Here is a 17,855-nt window from a genome sequence, read left to right as displayed (position 1 = left end):
TCCTCCGCCTTGCAGCTCCACGCGCCAGGCCCCGCTCACCGGCGTTGAAAGAATCCGCCGATTCCCTGCGGCCTGATCCAAACGACAGGCCCTAGCTGCAGTACCCCGGAAGATGAACGCCGCGTGACCGGCTCCGGGCCGTATCCGGAGCGGGCGGCGACGCGCAGGGTAGTCCAAGATCCACGTTCGGTGATCGGCGCTGCGCGTTGCCGCCTCGTTCACGCCCAGGTCATTCCCGCTGCCAACGATCCAGTACGAGCGGGGTGTTCATCTCACGAACGCCCCGCGACCACTGCCGACGCGTTCGCACTCGGGGAGAGAAGCGCATGTCGCGCACACGCTCAGTCGCCGGCTCCGGCCAGGGCATCCACCGTCGTTCCGTCCTCGCCGCCACCGGCGCGGTCGCCCTGGCCGGGGGTGTCGGCTACGCGCTGCGGCCCAGCGACAGCCAGGCCGCCACGGGCGCTCAGCAGGCCACCGAGGCCGTCGCCGCCTCCTCGCGGCAGGCACCGGCCGCACCACTCGCCCCCTACACCAAGGGCACCACCGTGGCGTCCGTCGCCGCCCCGCGCGCCGGCTCCGGCTCCGGCTACCGGCGCCTGGGCGACGGACCCGGCTGGCAGCGGGTCGTCCGCTCCGACCTGGCCGCACCCAAGTCCGGCCGGGCCGGGCGCCGTACCGCGCTCGCCGCCTTCGTGCAGCTCACCGACCTGCACATCATCGACGCCCAGCACCCGCTGCGCCTGGAGTACCTGCGCTCGGCCGACATCCACGCCTGGCGGCCGCACGAGGCACTGACCGTGCAGGGCGCGATCGCGCTCGTGGAGCGGATCAACGCGCTGCGCGGCGCCCCCGTCACCGGCGCCCCGCTGCACTTCGCCATGACCACCGGCGACAACACCGACAACAACGCCAAGTCCGAGCTGGACTGGTTCCTGAAGATCATGAGCGGCGGGCGCATCACACCCAACACCGGGGACCCGCGCCGCTACGAGGGCGTCCAGAACAGCGGCCTCAAGCAGTACTGGCAGCCGGACGCCGCCGTCCGCGACAGCGACAAGCAGGCCGGCTTCCCCCACCTCGACGGCTTCCTGAAGGCCGCGATCCGCGAGGTGCGCAGCCCCGGCCTCAACCTGCCCTGGTACTCGACCGTCGGCAACCACGACTCCCTGCCGATGGGCTGCTACGCCTCGCACGGCGACTCGTACCTCACCGAACTCGCCGTCGGCGGCAAGAAGCTGATGGACGTGACCGCGGCCGAGGCGCAGCGGCTCCAGGCCCAGATCAAGAAGGCCCGGGACCCCCAGGGCGTCCGCTACCACGACTTCCTGAAGTCGCACGCCCGCTCCATGCGTTCGGTCACCCCCGACGAGAGGCGCGCCCCCTTCACACCGGCCGAGTACGTCGAGGCGCACCTGGACCCGGCCCACCGCGGCCTCGGTCCGGCCGGCCACGGCTACTCCTCCGCCAACCTGGACGCCGGCACCCAGTACTACGCCTTCCGCGTCTCCGACGACGTGATCGGCATCAGCCTTGACACCACCGACTCCGGCGGCCACTACGAGGGGTCGATCGGCACGGCCCAGCTGAAGTGGCTGGACAAGACACTGCGGGACAACAAGCACTCCTACGCGGTGATCTTCAGCCATCACACCAGCAAGACGATGACGAACCTGCGCAGCGACCCGGCCCGCCCCAACGAGCGCCGCCACAACGGCCAGGAGGTCCTCGCCCTGCTCGGCGGCCACCCCAGGGTGCTCGCCTGGGTGAACGGGCACATCCACAAGAACGTCATCACCCCGCACGCCCTGGCGAGCGGCGGCTCCTTCTGGGAGATCTCCACGGCCTCCCACGTCGACTTCCCGCAGCTCGCCCGGATCATCGAGCTGACCGACAACAAGGACGGCACGATCTCCCTGTTCACCACCCTCGTCGAGTCCTCCGCCCCGCACCGCACGGACTTCTCCGACCTCTCCCAGACCGGCCTCGCGGCCCTCTACCGCGAGCTGTCCCTCAACGCCCCCGGCGCGAGCACGACCCTCGGCGGCGACCCGGAGGACCGCAACACGGAGCTGGTGCTCAAGAAGAGCTGAAACCCGCTCAACCGTCCGGCGCCGGTCAACCCCCGCCGGGGCCGCCGCAGTCCCTCCTCCCGACACGACTCGACATGACGTGACAGGGGGAAACGGGGACATGAACAGACGCGCGCGTACGGCGGCCCTGACGGCGGCGACCGCGGTGGCACTGTCGGCGGCCCTGGCGGCTCCGGCGGTTGCGGCGGGCCCGGTCGCCGCACCCGGCGGCCATGACGCGACCCGGCAGGCCGTGCGGGCCGCCGTGGCCGACGGCGTCCCGGGGGTGACGCTGACGGTACGGCGGGGCCACGGCACCTGGGCGGCCACGGCCGGCGTCGGCGACCTGGAGACGGGCAAGCCGCGTTCGGCCCGCGACCACTACCGCATCGCCAGCATCACCAAGACGTTCGTCGCCACGGTCGTCCTCCAGCTGGAGGCGGAGGGGCGGCTGTCGCTCGACGACACGGTGGAGAAGTGGCTGCCGGGCGCGGTCCGTGGCAACGGCCACGACGGCGGCCGCGTCTCGATCCGGCAGCTCCTGAACCACACCAGCGGCATCTTCGACTACCTGGAGGACCCGGGGTTCCAGCAGACCTACATGACCCCGGACGGTTTCATGAAGCACCGCTTCGACGAGGCGGCCCCCGAGGACATGCTCGCCATCGCGATGAGGAACCGGCCGTACTTCGAGCCCGGCGCGTCGTTCGCGTACTCCAACACCAACTACCTCCTGGCCGCGCGGGTGATCGAGAAGGCCACCGGCAACGACTACGGCGACGAGATCGACCGCCGGATCATCGCCCCCCTGCACCTGACCTCCACGGCGGTCCCCACCACCCGGGTCACCCTGCCCCGGCCCGGCAGTCGCGCCTACTCCAAGCTCGCCAGAACGGACACGGGCCCGACCTACGACGTCACGGAACTGAACCCGCGCCTGGCCTACGGCTCCGGCCAGATGGTCTCCAGCTCGGCCGACCTGACCCGCTTCTACTCGGCCCTGCTCGGCGGCAGGCTGCTCCCGCCCGAGCAGCTGAAGCAGATGAAGACCACGGTCGAGTCCAGCCGGGAAACCAGCCGCTACGGCCTGGGTCTGGTCGACCGCAAGCTCAGCTGCGGCGTCCACGTCTGGGGCCATGACGGCGGGATCTACGGCTCGAACTCGGACGCGGTGACCACCGGGAACGGTCGCCACTCCCTCGCCGTCAACTTCAACGGCGACTGGTCGGGGAGCACCGACGCGGTCATCGAGGCGGAATTCTGCCGCACGTAGGGCGGTGCCGTCTGTTCGCATGATGAGAAACCCGCTCACCTTGCGAGAAGAACAGCCGGATGGTCCATCCCTCGGCTGCCCGGCTACGAATCCCTGGCGAAGGGCACGCGAGAGTCGCAGCCGAGGGGGTCCTCCCCATGACGGGACAGCAACTGGAAGAGGCGGCCAGGGGCGTCGTGAAGGGAGCCCGGCCCCGCGAAGCGCCGCCGCACACCGCGGTCGCCGCTGTGGCGCGGCAGCTCGCCGCCCTGCTGGCGGACGTCGCCCACCTGGACGAGGTGCCGCCCGACAGCGACTTCTTCGACGATCTCGGCGCCGACTCCCTGGTGATGGCGCACTTCTGCGCGCGGGTGAGGAACCGGCCGGATCTGCCGCCGGTGTCGATGCGCGACGTCTACCGGCATCCGACCGCCGGCAGCCTGGCCGCCGCACTGCTCGACAGCACCCCGCCACCACCCGCCTCCGAGACGCCCGGCCCGCCCGCACTGCCCACGAAACAGGCCCCGGCACCGGCACCGCCGACGGGCCGCCCCCACCGCGTGCTCTGCGGGGCACTCCAGCTCCTCGCCCTCCTCGTCTACGCACTGCTCCTCGCCGCCGTCACCGCCCAGGGCTACGAATGGATCTCCGCACAGGCGCACCTGCTCGACGCCTACCTGCGAAGCGTCGTGTTCGGTGCCGCGCTGCTCCTCGTGCTGTGCGCCCTGCCCGTGATCGCCAAGTGGCTGCTGTTCGGCCGGTTCAGACCACGCCGGTTTCGCGTATGGAGCCTGACCTACTTCCGGTTCTGGCTGGTCAAGACGCTGATCCGGTCCAGCCCGCTCGTCCTGTTCGCCGGGTCGCCGCTCTACCCTCTCTTCCTGAGGGCCCTGGGTGCGCGGGTCGGCACAGGAGTCACCATCCTGTCGCGCTCCGCACCCGTCTGCGCCGATCTGCTGACCGTCGGTGACGGCACGCTCGTCCGCAAGGACGCGCTGATCAGCTGTTACCACGCGGCCGACGGGGTGATCGAGACCGGGCCGGTCACCCTGGGCCGGGGCGCGGTCGTCAGCGAGGTGACCGTGCTGGACATCGGGACCCGGCTCGGCGACGGATCCCGGCTCGGACACGCCTCCTCCCTGCACACCGGCCAGGCGGTCCCCGACGGCGAGCACTGGCAGGGCTCTCCGGCCCAGCCCTCGGACGGCGACTTCCCGGAAGTGCAGCCCGCCCGGTGCGGCACCGCACGGCGAGCGGCCCACGGTGCCCTGCTGATGCTCACGGTGCTGCTGGTGTACCTGCCGCTGGCGGTGGGCTGCCTGGACGTGCTGCTCTCCCGGGTGCTGGAGGGCTCCGCGGTGGCGAAGGGCGGGGCGACGGTGGGCTACGTCGACCTGCTGGTGGTCACGGCCGTGGTCTTCTTCGGCGGCCTGCTCGCCGCTCTCGTGGTCCTGGCCACCGTCCCGCGGCTGCTGGGCAGGTGCCTCCGGCCCGGCCGGACGTACCCGCTCTTCGGCTTCCACTACTCCGTGCACCGGACGATCGTCCTGATGACGAACCGGAAATCCCTGACGCGCCTGTTCGGCGACAGCTCCTGCATCGCGCACTACCTGCGCTGGATCGGCTATCGCCTGACTCCCGTGGAGCAGACCGGCTCGAACTTCGGCACAGCGGTCAAGCACGAGAGCCCCTACCTGAGCAGGATCGGCACCGGGACCATGGTCGCGGACGGACTGTCCCTGATGAACGCCGAGTACTCCAGCACCTCCTTCCGGTTGTCGCCGACCGTGATCGGGGCGCACAACTTCCTGGGGAACCGGATCGCCTACCCCGCGGGCGGCCGGACCGGCGACAACTGCCTCCTCGCCACCAAGGTGGCGGTCCCGGTCAGCGGACCCCTCCGGCACGATGTGGGACTTCTCGGCTCCCCCTGCTTCGAGATCCCGCGGACTGTGGCCCGGGACAGCACCTTCGACGAACTCACGGACGCGAACGGCCTGCGCCACAGCCTCGCGGCCAAGAACCGGCACAACGCCGTCACCATGGCATGTCACCTGCTCACGGCATGGCTGTACTTCTTCTGCGTCGCCCTGCTCTTCGCGTTCGCCGCGAGCCGGTACCCCGCGTGGGGCACAGCGGTCCTCGCGCTCGCCAACGCCGTCCTGCTGCCGTTCACCCTCCTGTACTACGTCCTCCTCGAGCGGGCCGTGACGGCCGCGCACCCACCCGAGCCGTTGTTCTGCTCGATCTACGACCGCCGCTTCTGGATGCGTGAGCGGTACTGGAAGGTCCCGTCCGAGACCTATCTGCACGTCCTCGACGGCACCCCGTTCAAGAGCGTCGTCTGGCGCCTGCTGGGCGTCCGGATCGGGGCGCGGGTCTTCGACGACGGTTGCCATCTGACGGAACGCCCCATGGTCACCGTCGGGGACGACTGCACCCTCAACTCGGGCAGCGTCCTGCAGTGCCACTCCCAGGAGGACGGCACGTTCAAGTCGGACCGCAGCGCGCTCGGTGCCCGCTGCACCATCGGCGTCGGAGCGCTCGTGCACTACGGAGTGACGGTCGGCGACGGCGCCGTGCTGGCGGCGGACTCCTTCCTGATGAAGGGCGAGACGGTCCCCGGGCACACCCGCTGGGCGGGAAATCCGGCACACCCCCTCGACGAGAACGGAGGTGCGCGGTGATGGCGGCGACAGCGACCGACGCCCGCGTCCCCGGAAGCGACAGCCGGGTCGAGGGCGGCTTCACGGCCGTGCCCCGATGGGCGAAGCAGCCGGTGCCCGGCACCGGGGAGCACGTCAGGCGCGTCCCGGGCGACGTGACGGCGACCCTGCGCGTGCGGGCCCGAGAACTCGGCGTGCCGCTCACCGCGATCCTCCTCGCCGCACACGCGAAGGTGCTCGCCCTGCTCTCCGGCGATCCCGAGGTACGCAGCGGCTGTCTGCTCCCCGGCCGGACCGGGCCGCTGCCCTTCGAGCTGACGGTCGGGTCCGGCACCTGGCGCCGGCTGGTGCTCCGAGCCCGGCGGGCCGAGGCGGCGGTGCCGTCGTCCGGGACCGGCTCACCGTCCACGGCCGGCCCCGAAGCGGTGTTCGCCCCGGCCGGGCAGGAGGTCACCGTCCCGGCGGACGGCAGCGTGCTCCTCGGTGTCTCGGCGGACGACGAGGACGGCCGGCTCGTCCTGCGCCTGCGTCACCGCACGGACCTGCTGGACGCGGACTGCGCCGCCCGGATCGGGGGATACCACCTCGCCGCACTGGAAGCGATCGCCGCCGACCCCGACGCCCCCCATGACCGCCGTAGCCTGCTCTCCGCGGACGAACTCCGGTTCCAGATCGACGGGCTGGCCGGACCGCGCCGCGCTCTGCCGGACCGCCGGTTCCACGAACTGTTCGAGGAGCGGGCGCGCAAGGTTCCGGACGCCGTCGCCGTGGTCCACCGGGGCCGCAGCCGGACGTACGGGGACCTCAACACGCGGGCCAACCGGCTGGCCCGCGCCCTGCTGGCCGAGGGAGTCGGCCCCGAGGACACGGTCGCCGTGGCGACCGAACGCGACCTCCATTGGGCGGCCGCCGTGCTCGGCGTCCTCAAGGCCGGGGCCGTCTACCTGCCCGTCGACCCACGTCACCCGCCCGGCCGCATCGGCGCGATGCTCGCCCGCGCCGGCTGCTCGTACGTCCTCACCGAACCGGGCAGCACCGGGCAGCTGGACCGGGCGCTCGCGTCGCTCCCCGCAACCCGGCGGCTGCTCGTCCCGGACCTCACCGACCGGGCCGCCGACGGAACGGACCCCGGTCTGGACATACCGGCGGACCGGCTCGCGTACGTTTTCTTCACCTCCGGCTCCACCGGAGAGCCGAAGGGCGCGCTGTGCGAGCACGCCGGTCTGCTCAACCACCTGTACGCCAAGATCGGTGATCTGGGCATCGGCGAGGGCACCGTGGTGGCGCAGACGGCCTCGCAGTGCTTCGACATCTCGCTGTGGCAGTTGCTCGCGGGGCTGCTGACGGGCGGGCGGACCCTGCTGGTCGAGCAGGACGCCCTCCTCGACGCGGACCGGTTCCTGGACACGATCACCGAGGGCCGCGTCAACGTCATGCAACTGGTGCCGTCCTATCTCGACGTCATCCTGTCCGCGCTGGAACGCCGCCCCCGGGACCTGCCGGACCTGCGGTGCGTGTCCGTCACCGGCGAGGCGCTGCGCGGGGAACTGGTCCAGCGGTGGTTCACCACCGGTCCCGCCGTGCGACTGGTCAACGCCTACGGACTGACCGAGACGTCCGACGACACCAACCACGAGGTCATGGACCGGGCGCCCGGCGCCGATCGGATCCCGCTCGGCCGGCCCATCGCCAACGTCTACCAGTACGTCGTCGACGAGAACCTGCTGCCGGTTCCGCTCGGCGCGCCCGGCGCCATCGTCTTCTCCGGGGTGTGTGTCGGCCGCGGCTACGTCAACGACGCCGAACGCACCCGGCTCGCCTACCTGGCCGACCCCCACCGCCCCGGCCGACGGCTGTACCGGGGAGGGGACTTCGGCCGCTGGCGGCCCGACGGGAAACTGGAGTTCCTCGGCCGCCGGGACGCGCAGGTGAAGATCCGGGGGTTCCGGGTCGAGATCGGCGAGGTCGAGAACACGCTGCTGCGCGTACCGGGCGTCACGGACTGCGCGGTCGTGGTGACCGGCGCGCAGGAGTACGGCCGTCAGCTGGCCGCCTTCTGGACGAGCGAGTGCGCGGTGACCGCCGAGGAGCTGCGGGAGCGGCTCGCGGACCTGCTGCCGGCGTACATGATCCCGGCGTCCCTCCACCGGCTGGACCGCCTGCCGCTCACCGCCAACGGCAAGACCGACCGCAAGGCGCTGTCGGCGCTCGCCGAGGACCTCGGTCCGGCCCGGGATTCCCAGGGTGCCCCGCGGACGCCGGGCGAGCGGCGCCTCGCGGCGCGCTGGGAGGCGGAACTCGGCCTGCCGCCCGGGCGGATCAGCCGGGACGACAACTTCTTCGATCTGGGCGGCACTTCCCTGTCGGCGGTACGGCTCGCGGTCGCAGTGGACCGGGTGATCTCCCCGCGCGACCTCGCCGACCGCCCCGTACTGGCCGACCTGGCCCGGCTGATCGACAGCCGGACCGGCGCAGAACCGTGACGGACACCAGGAGCACGAGAGGAGATCGACATGCTGTCGGCACTCTTCCGCAAGAGCAGGGCCCCCACGACACCGGCTCCGGACGGCCTCGCGGTACTCGATGCCGCGGACACCCCGGACGTCGGGGACACGGCGGCCTGGGCGGCCGACCGGCGGGACACGCTGCGCGAACTCGTCGCCGAGCAGGGGGCGCTCGTCGTCCGGGGCCTCGGCCTGCGCACCCCGGCCGACGTCGGATCGGTCCTGCGCCAGGTGGCCGAGCACCCCGTGGTCGAACGCGAGGCGTTCGCCGCCCGTGACCGCCACGCGGACGGCGTGTACACGTCGTCGGCCTGGCCGCCCCACCAGCCCATGTGCATGCATCACGAACTCAGCTACGCCCTGGAGTGTCCCGGCCTGATGCTGTTCGCGTGCCTGGAGCCCCCCGTCGAGGGCGGTGCCACCGCGGTGGCCGACGCGACCGCCGTGCTGCACGCGCTGCCGGCCGACCTCGTCGAGCGTTTCGCCCGGGAGGGCTGGCTGCTCACCAGGGCCTACAACGAGGGGATCGGCGCGACACTCGGTCAGTCGTTCGGCACCGACGACCGGGGCGCCGTCGAGGCCTACTGCCGTGCCCACGCGATCGACTGGTCCTGGCAGCGAGACGGTTCGCTGCGGACGCGGCAGCACCGGCACGCCGTGGTGCGGCACCCGGTCTCCGGCCTGGACTGCTGGTTCAACCAGATCGCGTTCCTGAACGAGTGGACGATGACACCCGAGGTCCGGGAGTTCCTGGTCGACGAGTACGGACCGGACGGTCTGCCCTTCAACACCCGTTACGGCAACGGCGACCCGGTGCCCCCGGACGTCGTCGAGCAGATCAACAAGACCTACGAAGCCCTCACCGTACGCAGGCCCTGGCAGCGCGGTGACCTGATGCTCGTGGACAACATCCGCACCGCGCACAGCCGGGAGGCGTACCGGGGGCCGCGGGACATCGTGGTGGCGATGGCCGATCCGTTGCGTCCCGGCCTTCCCGGACCGCGGACGGGGAGGGAGGCGGCATGACCACCCTGCACACCGCCCCGCACACCGCCCGGACGGACACCCCGCTCGTGCCGTCCTTCGCCGTCGTCCCCGGAAGCCAGGTCAAGGAGGTGCTCCAGGGCAGGGAGAAGACCGTGGTGGAGGTCGTCGAGGCGGCCTACCGCCTGCACGGCGCCGGCCGTACGGTCAACCCGCCGTCCTCGTTCCTGCGCTTCCCCGACCGGCCGACGTCACGGATCATCGCCCTGCCCGCCTCGCTCGGCGGCGAGGGCCGGGTGGACGGCCTGAAGTGGATCTCCAGCTTCCCCGCCAACGTCGCCTCGGGCATCCCACGGGCGTCAGCCGTACTCATCCTCAACGACCCCGCCACGGGCTACCCCTTCGCCTGCATGGAGAGCTCGATCATCAGCGCCGCCAGGACCGCGGCGTCCGCCGCTTCGGCCGCCGACCGGCTCAGCAGGGGACGACCGCGCCCCGCCCGCCTGGGGTTCGTCGGGGCTGGTCTGATCGCCCGCTACATCCACACCTACCTGGAGGGCACCGGCTGGTCCTTCGACTCCATCGGTGTGCATGATCTGTCCCCCGAAAGCGCCGCCGGCTTCCGCACCTACCTGGAGCAGTCCGGAGCCTTCGGACGCGTCACCGTGCACCATGACGCCGAGGAAGTGATCCGCCTCAGCGATCTGATCGTCTTCGCCACGGTCGCCGACCGGCCGCACATCACCGAGCCGTCGTGGTTCCGGCACAACCCGGTGGTGCTGCACGTGTCGCTGCGCGACCTCGCGCCGCAGGTGCTGCTCAGTGCCACCAACGTCGTCGACGACATCGACCACTGCCTCAGGGCCGCCACCTCCCCGCACCTCACCGAACGCCTCACCGGCAACCGCGACTTCCTGCTCGGCACGCTCGACGACGTGATGGCCGGCCGCGTGACGGTCCCGGCCGAACGCCCGGCGATCTTCTCGCCGTTCGGCCTGGGGGTGCTGGACCTCGCGGTCGGCTCCTACGTCTACGACGAAGTGGCCCGCTCCGGCGAACTGCGGGTCATCGACCACTTCTTTCACGAACTGAGCCGGCACGGCTGAGGACGGCACCCGTCCACCGTCCGGCCCTGGACGAGGAGAACATCGTGCCAGTCATATCCGTACCTCACGCCTTCAACGAGGAGGACCTGTACGTCGACCTCGAGCCGATGGCGGGACACCGGCTCTTCCTCAAGTGCGAGGGCTTCAACTTCGCCGGTTCGATCAAGCTGAAGGCCGCGACCGAGATGGTGGAGTCCGCCGAGCGGAGCGGAACCCTCAGGCGGGACTCGATCCTGGTCGAGTCCTCCTCCGGCAACCTCGGTGTGGCGTTGAGCATGATCGCGGCGAGCAAGGGCTACCGCTTCGTCTGCGTGACGGACTCCCGGTGCAACCTGGCCACCCGGCTGATGATGGAGGCCCTGGGCAGCCAGGTCCACGTCGTCTCCGACGAGCACGCCACGGGCGGCCTGCTCGGCGCGCGGCTGGCGCACCTGCGCGATCTGTGCGCCTCGGACGCGCGTTATGTGTGGCTCAGCCAGTACACCAATCCCGACAACTGGAGGGCGCACTACCGCAGGACGGCACCGGCCATCGCCCGCTGGTTCCCGTTGCTGGACGTCCTGTTCATCGGTGTCGGCACGACCGGCACACTGATGGGCTGCGCCCGCTGGTTCCGCTCCTGGCACCGGCCGGTACGCATCGTCGCGGTGGACAGCGTCGGCTCCGCCATCTTCGGCGACCCGCCCGGACGGCGCATGATTCCCGGACTGGGCATGAGCGTCCGGCCTCCCCTGCTCGACGAGAGCTTCGTCGACGAGGCGGTCCGCGTCGAGGAGGCCGATGCCATCCGTACCTGTCAGAGCCTGGCGAGGCGGGGCTTCCTGTTCGGCGGCTCGACGGGCACGGTCGTCAGCGGGGCGACGAGCTGGCTCGCCCGGCACGGAACGCCGGGCCTCACCCCCGTCGCGATCGCCCCGGACCTGGGGGAGCGCTACCTCGACACGATCTACCAGGGCAACTGGGTGCAGGCTCTGTACGGTGACGACGTGCTCGCCCCGCCGGTGTCGCACGGCAGCTCGATCCAGGACGCCCGGGCCGCGCGAGCCCCCTCCGACTGAGGGCGGCCGTTGCCATGTGCCTCCTGCCCGCGAGGCCGCTCCAGCGTCCCGAACGGCTCACGCCCGCCGCCTGGGCCCGGCCCCCGCAGCCGCCCCGCCCCGGCCGGCCCCGACTGTGGCTGGCCCGCGTGGAGGACCTCCACGGTGCCGTGGCCCGGCTCGCGGACGTGGTGCTGGACAGCGGGGAAAGGGCGCGGGCCGCGGCACTTCACCGGGCGGCGGACAGGGACGGCTACCGGGTCGCCCACGTGTGCCTGCGCATGCTCCTCGGTGCCCACCTCGGCGTCGAGCCGTCCGACGTGCCGCTGGTACGGCAGCCCTGCCCCCTGTGTGGGGGCCCGCACGGCCGCCCCGACGTGCCCGGTGTGCCCTTGTGCTTCTCCGTCTCCCGTACCGCCGGGCTGTGCCTACTCGCCTTCGCGGACTCAGCGGTCGGCGCGGACATCGAGCGGCTGCCCGCCCCCGAGGTGGTCTCCGCCCTCACGGTGACGCTGCATCCCCGGGAGGCCGCCGAACTCGCCGCGTGTCCGCCGGACCGGCGCCCGGCCGCCTTCGCCCGTCTGTGGACCCGCAAGGAGGCGTATCTGAAAGGGCTCGGCACCGGACTGGGACGCGACCTGGGCCTGGACCACCTCGGCGGCTCCGCGGCCGGGCCCGGCCGGGTGCCGGGCTGGGCCGTCGACGACGTGGCGGTGGGTCAGGGGTGTGCGGCTGCCGTCGCGGTGGCCGAGCAGTGATCGTCATGAGCGGATGGGGATGACGCCGACCGGGTCGGTGGTGGGCTGGGTGGAGCCGCCGGCCGGTTCCACGGTGATGCAGACGGCAGTGGCCCCTGCGAGGGGCCCGTCCAGCACATGGGCCTGACGTCCGCCCGCCGAGGGCAGCAGTCCTGCCGGCCGGTACCGCCCCGATCGGGCGTACCAGAGTTCGTAGACCCGTTCGCCGGTGAGCGGCGGCAGTCCGGAGGCGATGAGCGCCGACCGGCCCTGCGCCCGGGAGGCGACCACGCTCGCTGTCCCGCCGCGCGCCAGCTCCCCGGTGCTGATCGTGGCATCGGGGGCGGTAAGGACATCGGCGAGATGCCGGTAGCCGGCACGGACCTGCGCGGACTGCTCGCGTGCGGTGTCGGCCTCGGAGCTCTGCCACCAGGCGACGCCTCCGAGAGCCGCGGCCGCCGCCACGGACGCCGCCAGCGCCGGCACCAGGCTCCGCTGAAGGCGGCGCCGGCGCCGGGACTCGACTGCGTCGGGCCGGTCCTGCCGGACGGTGCCGATCCGGTCGAGCACCCTGCGGCGCAGGTCCGCCGAAGGGGCGCTCGTCTCTGCCGCTCCCAGCCGAGCCGCCGCACCCGACAGCTGATCGACTTCCCGACGGCATGGGGCACAGACGGCCAGGTGCTGCTCGAAGACGGCTTCCTCACCGGCCGGAAGCGCGTGCAGTACGTACGCCCCGACTGCGAGGTGCGGGTCGTCGGCCAGGCTCACTCGGCGGCCTCCAGACAGTCGTGCAGGCGCCGCAGCCCCTGACGCATCCGCGACTTGATGGTTCCCGCCGGTGTCGAGAGCGCCTCGGCGACCTCCGCATACGTCAACCCCTCGTAGTAGGCCAGCACCAGGGGCAGCCTCAGCTCGCGGGCCAGCCGGGCCAGGCAGCGGAAGATCGCGCGCTGCTCCTCCCGCACCTCGACCTCTTCGGCGACGGCGTCGAAGGACCGTTCCTGCTCCATGACCGCGGCGCGCAGCTCGCGGGCGCGGCCCGCGGCGACGGACCGTACCCGGTCCACCGCGCGGCGGTGCGCGAGGGTGAGCACCCAGTTCCGGGCGGCTCCACGCGCCGGCTGGAAGCGGTCGGCGGTCCGCCACACCTCCACCATCACGTCCTGGGTCACCTCCTCCGCCTGGGCTTTGTCTCCCACCACCCGGCAGGCCAGTCCCAGCACCGTGTGCGCCAGGGCGTCGTAGAGTTCGGCGAAGGCCTGTTCGTCGCCGTGGGCGGCGCGAAGGAGCAACGTGTCCAGCCCGGGGTCGTCCGCCGGTCCCCCTCGCCGCCCTCGCTTGTCACCTTCCCTCCGAGCTCCGGCTTTTCGGTCCATCGCACCTCCTCGCCTCACCTAGACACTGGCCCGCTTCCGCGGGCGGCGCATCCGGTCCGAAGCCGTCCGTCTGACGGATTCACCTGCCTGCCGCAGCAGAGGGCCGGCCCCGCGGTGGGCGAGGCGGTGCGTCTCCCCCCACCTGTTGTTCGTAGCCACCGCCGCGACAGATCATGATCAGCCGCTGCCGGAGTGCGAGGAGGGGCCGCCGGTGCGTCCCGGCGGCCCCTCCTCTCCCCTCCTGGTCCTGCCCCGGTCCTTCACTACCGGGGCAGCACCACGACATACGCGGCCGGTTCCCGGTCGGCCGAGGCCATCAGGGCCGTGCGGATCACCGTCGCCTGCTGCTCCGGAAAGTCGCGGAGCTTCCTCGGCGTGATGTGGACGACCGTGATGCCCAGTCGCTCCAGGTGCTCGCGCTTGCGGGCGTACTCGGACCACAGGGCGTCGTCGTCCTGCCGGGGCGCCCGGGTGTCGAGCTCCACCGCCACCGCCTGGTCGGGCCAGTACGCGTCGAGGCCGCCGAGGTAGGGGCCGCCGGGCAGGCGCAGGTCGACGTTCCAGACCGGGTCGGGCAGGCCGTACTCGCCGATCATGCGGTACAGGCGGTCCTCCGCGCGGGCCCGGCCCTCGGCGAGCAGGGACTCCACCGCGTCCACGACGTGCGGGCGGCTCAGCAGCCGGGCCTGGTTCAGCTCGCGGACCACCGCCGTCGGGTCGCAGTGGGCGCCGCGGACCGCCTCCGTGAGCAGCCGGCGCACGGTGACGGCGTCGGCGAGTTCGGCCACCGCGTCGGCCAGCGCGCGGGCCACCGGCGCCACCGGCACCCCGGTGACCTGTTCCGGGTCGGGCATGACGGGCGTGCGGACGATGCGCGCGCAGCCCGTGGAGCGCAGCCGCCGCAGCCGCGGGACCAGGACGTCGATCGCGTCCAGGGACGGCAGCGGGGGAGTGGAGGAGAAGCCGTGCAGCGTCAGCGCGGCCAGGCCGGTGATCATCACCTCGGGGTAGGCGGGGGCGTGCGGCCGGCTCGCGCCGGGCTGCTCCGGCACGCCGGTGCCGCGCTCCCGCGCCGCGTACATCAGCACCGCGTGCAGCCGCTCCTCGCTCGTCGGCGGGCCCGGGTGGAGCAGGACGACGCCCGGGAGGAGTTGCTGCCAGGGGCCGCCCGCACGGCACTGCTCGTTCGTCTCGGCCGTGGAGACACCGTGCGAGCGGAGCTGGGCCGTCGTGAGCACGCGGGGGCGGCCACCGCCCGAGAGCTCGTGCAGGGGGCGGGGGGAGAGCGGGGTGTTGTGGGTCATGACCCGCAATTTCCCGCGTTCCGACCCACTTTGAACCGCTGTTACAGGGCCGTCGACAAATATGGACAACCCGGCACTAAAGGACGGATGTTCGGATGCCGAAAGCCCCTGGTCCGTTCGGGTGCGGGCCAGGGGTTACGGCTCGGGGGCACTCGTCTCGTAACGAAGGCGGAACGCCCCGATCTCAGGCCAAAGCTACTGGTCAGCGGCCTCGTCGCACGCCTGTCCACGCAACGCCCGTGCCAGGTCGTCACGGGCTTCCAGCACCAGCCGGCGCAGCGCCGGGGCCGCCTCCTTGTGGGCGTCCAGCCACGTGTCCGTGGCGTCCAGCGTCTCCCGCGACTGCTGGAGGGAGGGGAACAGGCCCTGCACCACGTGCATGCCGATCTGGATCGACCGCTCGGCCCACACCCGCTCGACAGCGGCGAAGTACTTCTCCGCGTACGGCGCGATCAGCTCCCGCTGCGAGCCCTGGGAGAAGCCCGCGATGGTCGCCTCGACCATGGCGTTGGACAGCGCGTCCGACTCCACGACCTGCGCCCACGCCTGCGCCTTGACCGCCTCGGACGGGCGGGCGGCCAGACAGCGCACCTGGTGGCGCTTGCCGGAGGCCGTGTCGTCCCGGGTCAGCTCCTCGGCCAGCGCCTTCTCGTCCACCACCCCGTGCGCGGCCAGCGGCTCCAGGAACACCCAGCGCAGCTCCTGGTCCAGGTCCAGGCCCTCGACCGTCGCCGTGCCCGCGAGCAGGTCCCGCAGCAGCTCGAAGTCGGCCTCGGCGGTGGCCGTCCGGGCGAAGAAGCGTGCCCAGGCGAGCTGGTGCTCGCTGCCCGGCCCGGCCGCGTACAGCTCGCGCCGGGCGCCCTCGGCGAGCAGCGCGGCGGCCGTCTCACGCCGGGCGGGCGCCGTGTAGTGCGTGATCGCCGACTCCGCCCACGCGTGCAGCATCTGCACGACGCCGATCTCGGACTCGCGTCCGCCGAACCGCAGCACCAGGTCCACGAAGTCCCGCGCCGGGAGCAGCGCGTCACGCGTCATGTTCCACAGCGCCGACCAGCACAGGGCGCGCGCGAGCGGGTCGGTGACCGCGCCCAGGTGCTCGCGCAGGGCCGCCAGCGAGGTCTCGTCGAAGCGGATCTTGCAGTAGGTCAGGTCGTCGTCGTTGACCAGGACCAGATCGGGCGCCTCGGCACCGGCCAGTTCCGCGACGACCGTCCGCGCGCCGTCGACGTCGGTCTCCACGCGCGCGTAGCGCTCCAGCGTCCCGCCGTCCGTCACCCGGTACAGGCCCACGGCCACCCGGTGCGGCCGCAGCTCCGGGTGCGACTCGGCCGCCTCCTGGACCACCGCCAGCTCCTCGACGCGGCCGTCCGCGTCCAGCAGCACCTGCGGGGTCAGCGAGTTCACCCCGGCCGTCTGCAGCCAGGACCGCGACCAGGCGCTCATGTCCCGGCCGCTGGTCTCCTCGAGCACCGACAGCAGGTCACCGAGGCGCGTGTTGCCGTACGCGTGCCGCTTGAAGTAGCGCCGGGCGCCCTCCAGGAACGCCTCCTCACCGACGTACGCCACGAGCTGCTTCAGCACCGACGCGCCCTTGGCGTACGTGATGCCGTCGAAGTTGAGCTTGGCGTCCTGCAGGTCGCGGATGTCCGCCGTGACCGGGTGCGTGGAGGGCAGCTGGTCGGCGCGGTAGGCCCAGGCCTTGCGGCGGTTGGCGAAGGTGATCCAGCCGTTGACGAATCGGGTCGCGCCGACGAGCGAGAACGCGCCCATGAAGTCCGCGAAGGACTCCTTCAGCCACAGGTCGTCCCACCACTCCATGGTGACCAGGTCGCCGAACCACATGTGCGCCATCTCGTGCAGGACGACATTGGCCCGGCCCTCGTAGGACGCCTGCGTCACCTTCCCGCGGAAGATGAACTCCTCCCGGAACGTCACCAGGCCCGGGTTCTCCATCGCACCCAGGTTGTACTCGGGCACGAACGCCTGGTCGTACTTCCCGAACGGGTACGGGAAGTCGAAGTGGTCGTGGAAGAAGTCCAGGCCCTGCTTGGTGACCAGGAACACGTCGTCGGAGTCGAAGTAGGGCGCGAGGCCCTTGCGGCACAGGGCGCCGAGCGGGATCTCCAGCGTCGTGCCGTCCGGGAACGTACGCGAGTAGGAGTCCGTCACGTAGTGGTACGGGCCCGCCACCACGCACGTGATGTACGTCGAGATCGGCTTGGTCTCGGCGAACCGCCACACCCCGTCGGTCTGCTCGCCGGCCCCGTTGCTCCACACCGTCCAGCCCTCGGGCGCCCGCACCTCGAAGCGGTAGGGGGCCTTCAGGTCGGGCTGCTCGAAGTTCGCGAAGACCCGGCGGGAGTCGGCCGGCTCGTACTGCGTGTACAGGTACACCTCGCCGTCCTCGGGGTCGACGAAGCGGTGCAGGCCCTCGCCGGTGCGGGAGTAGGCGCACTGGGCGTCGACCACCAGCTCGTTCTCCGCGGCGAGGTCCTCCAGCGTGATCCGGGAGCCGTCGAAGACCTCGCCGGGGTCCAGATCACGGCCGTTGAGCGATACGGCCGTCACACTCGGCGCGATCAGGTCCGCGAAGGTGCTCGCCCCGGGCTCGTTGCAGCGGAAGCGGACCACCGTGACGGAGCGGAAGGTGCGGGGCCCGTCCCCCCGGTCCTCCCCGACCGCGGACCGCAGGTCGAGGGACACCTCGTACCCGTCGACGCTCAGCAGGGCGGCCCGCTCCCGGGCCTCGTCGCGGGACAGATTCTCACCGGGCACGGGCGGCACTCCTCAGATGTCGTGGGGCACGGCTGAACAGGA

At 72.0% G+C, this 17,855-nt stretch carries 12 protein-coding genes; 8 read left to right on the top strand and 4 right to left on the bottom strand.

Annotated elements, in window-relative coordinates:
- The first annotated feature begins 326 nt into the window (after positions 1-326).
- The 8 genes from ABT116_RS07740 to ABT116_RS07705 all read left to right on the top strand — a co-directional run bounded on the left by ABT116_RS07740 (position 327) and on the right by ABT116_RS07705 (position 12,379).
- Entirely contained in the window at positions 327-2,093 is a 1,767-nt protein-coding gene (locus tag ABT116_RS07740) for a TIGR03767 family metallophosphoesterase (RefSeq protein WP_351629338.1), read from the top strand.
- A gap of 100 nt (positions 2,094-2,193) precedes the next feature.
- Positions 2,194-3,345, top strand: a complete 1,152-nt coding sequence (locus tag ABT116_RS07735; RefSeq protein ID WP_351629335.1) for a serine hydrolase domain-containing protein — start codon at positions 2,194-2,196, stop codon at positions 3,343-3,345.
- Between the two features lie 137 nt (positions 3,346-3,482).
- Complete coding sequence (locus ABT116_RS07730; protein WP_351629332.1) at positions 3,483-6,011, top strand: Pls/PosA family non-ribosomal peptide synthetase; 2,529 nt, start codon at positions 3,483-3,485, stop codon at positions 6,009-6,011.
- Complete coding sequence (locus tag ABT116_RS07725) at positions 6,011-8,473, top strand: non-ribosomal peptide synthetase (protein WP_351629330.1); 2,463 nt, start codon at positions 6,011-6,013, stop codon at positions 8,471-8,473. The genes ABT116_RS07730 and ABT116_RS07725 overlap by 1 nt, the downstream gene beginning before the upstream one ends.
- Positions 8,474-8,503: 30 nt before the next feature.
- Positions 8,504-9,520 (top strand): TauD/TfdA family dioxygenase, encoded by a 1,017-nt coding sequence (locus tag ABT116_RS07720; protein ID WP_351629323.1) that lies wholly within the window; start codon positions 8,504-8,506, stop codon positions 9,518-9,520.
- The gene (gene sbnB, locus ABT116_RS07715) at positions 9,517-10,584 is read left to right on the top strand and encodes a 2,3-diaminopropionate biosynthesis protein SbnB (protein ID WP_351629320.1); all 1,068 of its coding nucleotides are present in this window, start codon (positions 9,517-9,519) and stop codon (positions 10,582-10,584) included. Before ABT116_RS07720 ends, sbnB begins: the two co-directional genes overlap by 4 nt.
- 44 nt (positions 10,585-10,628) lie before the next feature.
- Positions 10,629-11,642 (top strand): 2,3-diaminopropionate biosynthesis protein SbnA, encoded by a 1,014-nt coding sequence (gene sbnA, locus ABT116_RS07710; protein ID WP_351629318.1) that lies wholly within the window; start codon positions 10,629-10,631, stop codon positions 11,640-11,642.
- 14 nt (positions 11,643-11,656) lie between these two features.
- Positions 11,657-12,379, top strand: a complete 723-nt coding sequence (locus ABT116_RS07705) for a 4'-phosphopantetheinyl transferase family protein (RefSeq protein ID WP_351629316.1) — start codon at positions 11,657-11,659, stop codon at positions 12,377-12,379.
- A 3-nt stretch (positions 12,380-12,382) separates the two neighbouring features.
- Here ABT116_RS07705 and ABT116_RS07700 read toward each other — a convergent pair whose 3' ends face one another.
- The 4 genes from ABT116_RS07700 to pepN form a co-directional block, all read right to left on the bottom strand.
- Positions 12,383-13,126: an anti-sigma factor gene (locus ABT116_RS07700; protein ID WP_351629313.1), complete on the bottom strand. Its 744-nt coding sequence runs from the start codon at positions 13,124-13,126 to the stop codon at positions 12,383-12,385.
- Positions 13,123-13,734 (bottom strand): ECF RNA polymerase sigma factor SigK, encoded by a 612-nt coding sequence (gene sigK, locus ABT116_RS07695; protein WP_351629310.1) that lies wholly within the window; start codon positions 13,732-13,734, stop codon positions 13,123-13,125. Before sigK ends, ABT116_RS07700 begins: the two co-directional genes overlap by 4 nt.
- A 263-nt stretch (positions 13,735-13,997) precedes the next feature.
- A complete protein-coding gene (locus tag ABT116_RS07690; RefSeq protein WP_351629308.1) occupies positions 13,998-15,038 on the bottom strand; it encodes a hypothetical protein in 1,041 nt (346 codons plus the stop codon).
- Positions 15,039-15,233: 195 nt separating this feature from the next.
- Positions 15,234-17,813: an aminopeptidase N gene (gene pepN / locus ABT116_RS07685; protein WP_351629305.1), complete on the bottom strand. Its 2,580-nt coding sequence runs from the start codon at positions 17,811-17,813 to the stop codon at positions 15,234-15,236.
- Positions 17,814-17,855: the final 42 nt, after the last annotated feature.

Origin of the sequence: Streptomyces sp. NPDC002130 (assembly GCF_040296465.1) — a bacterium.
In the GTDB taxonomy this organism is placed as follows: Bacteria; Actinomycetota; Actinomycetes; order Streptomycetales; family Streptomycetaceae; genus Streptomyces.
This window is presented reverse-complemented; position numbering and strand designations above follow the sequence as displayed.

Bases quoted from the DNA above. Each gene is read 5' to 3' on its own strand.
- sbnB (WP_351629320.1), top strand. From the start codon at position 9,517: ATGACCACCCTGCACACCGCCCCGCACACCGCCCGGACGGACACCCCG.
- ABT116_RS07705 (WP_351629316.1), top strand. From the start codon at position 11,657: ATGTGCCTCCTGCCCGCGAGGCCGCTCCAGCGTCCCGAACGGCTCACG.
- ABT116_RS07720 (WP_351629323.1), top strand. From the start codon at position 8,504: ATGCTGTCGGCACTCTTCCGCAAGAGCAGGGCCCCCACGACACCGGCT.
- ABT116_RS07735 (WP_351629335.1), top strand. From the start codon at position 2,194: ATGAACAGACGCGCGCGTACGGCGGCCCTGACGGCGGCGACCGCGGTG.
- ABT116_RS07730 (WP_351629332.1), top strand. From the start codon at position 3,483: ATGACGGGACAGCAACTGGAAGAGGCGGCCAGGGGCGTCGTGAAGGGA.
- ABT116_RS07740 (WP_351629338.1), top strand. From the start codon at position 327: ATGTCGCGCACACGCTCAGTCGCCGGCTCCGGCCAGGGCATCCACCGT.
- ABT116_RS07690 (WP_351629308.1), bottom strand. From the start codon at position 15,038: ATGACCCACAACACCCCGCTCTCCCCCCGCCCCCTGCACGAGCTCTCG.
- ABT116_RS07725 (WP_351629330.1), top strand. From the start codon at position 6,011: ATGGCGGCGACAGCGACCGACGCCCGCGTCCCCGGAAGCGACAGCCGG.
- sigK (WP_351629310.1), bottom strand. From the start codon at position 13,734: ATGGACCGAAAAGCCGGAGCTCGGAGGGAAGGTGACAAGCGAGGGCGG.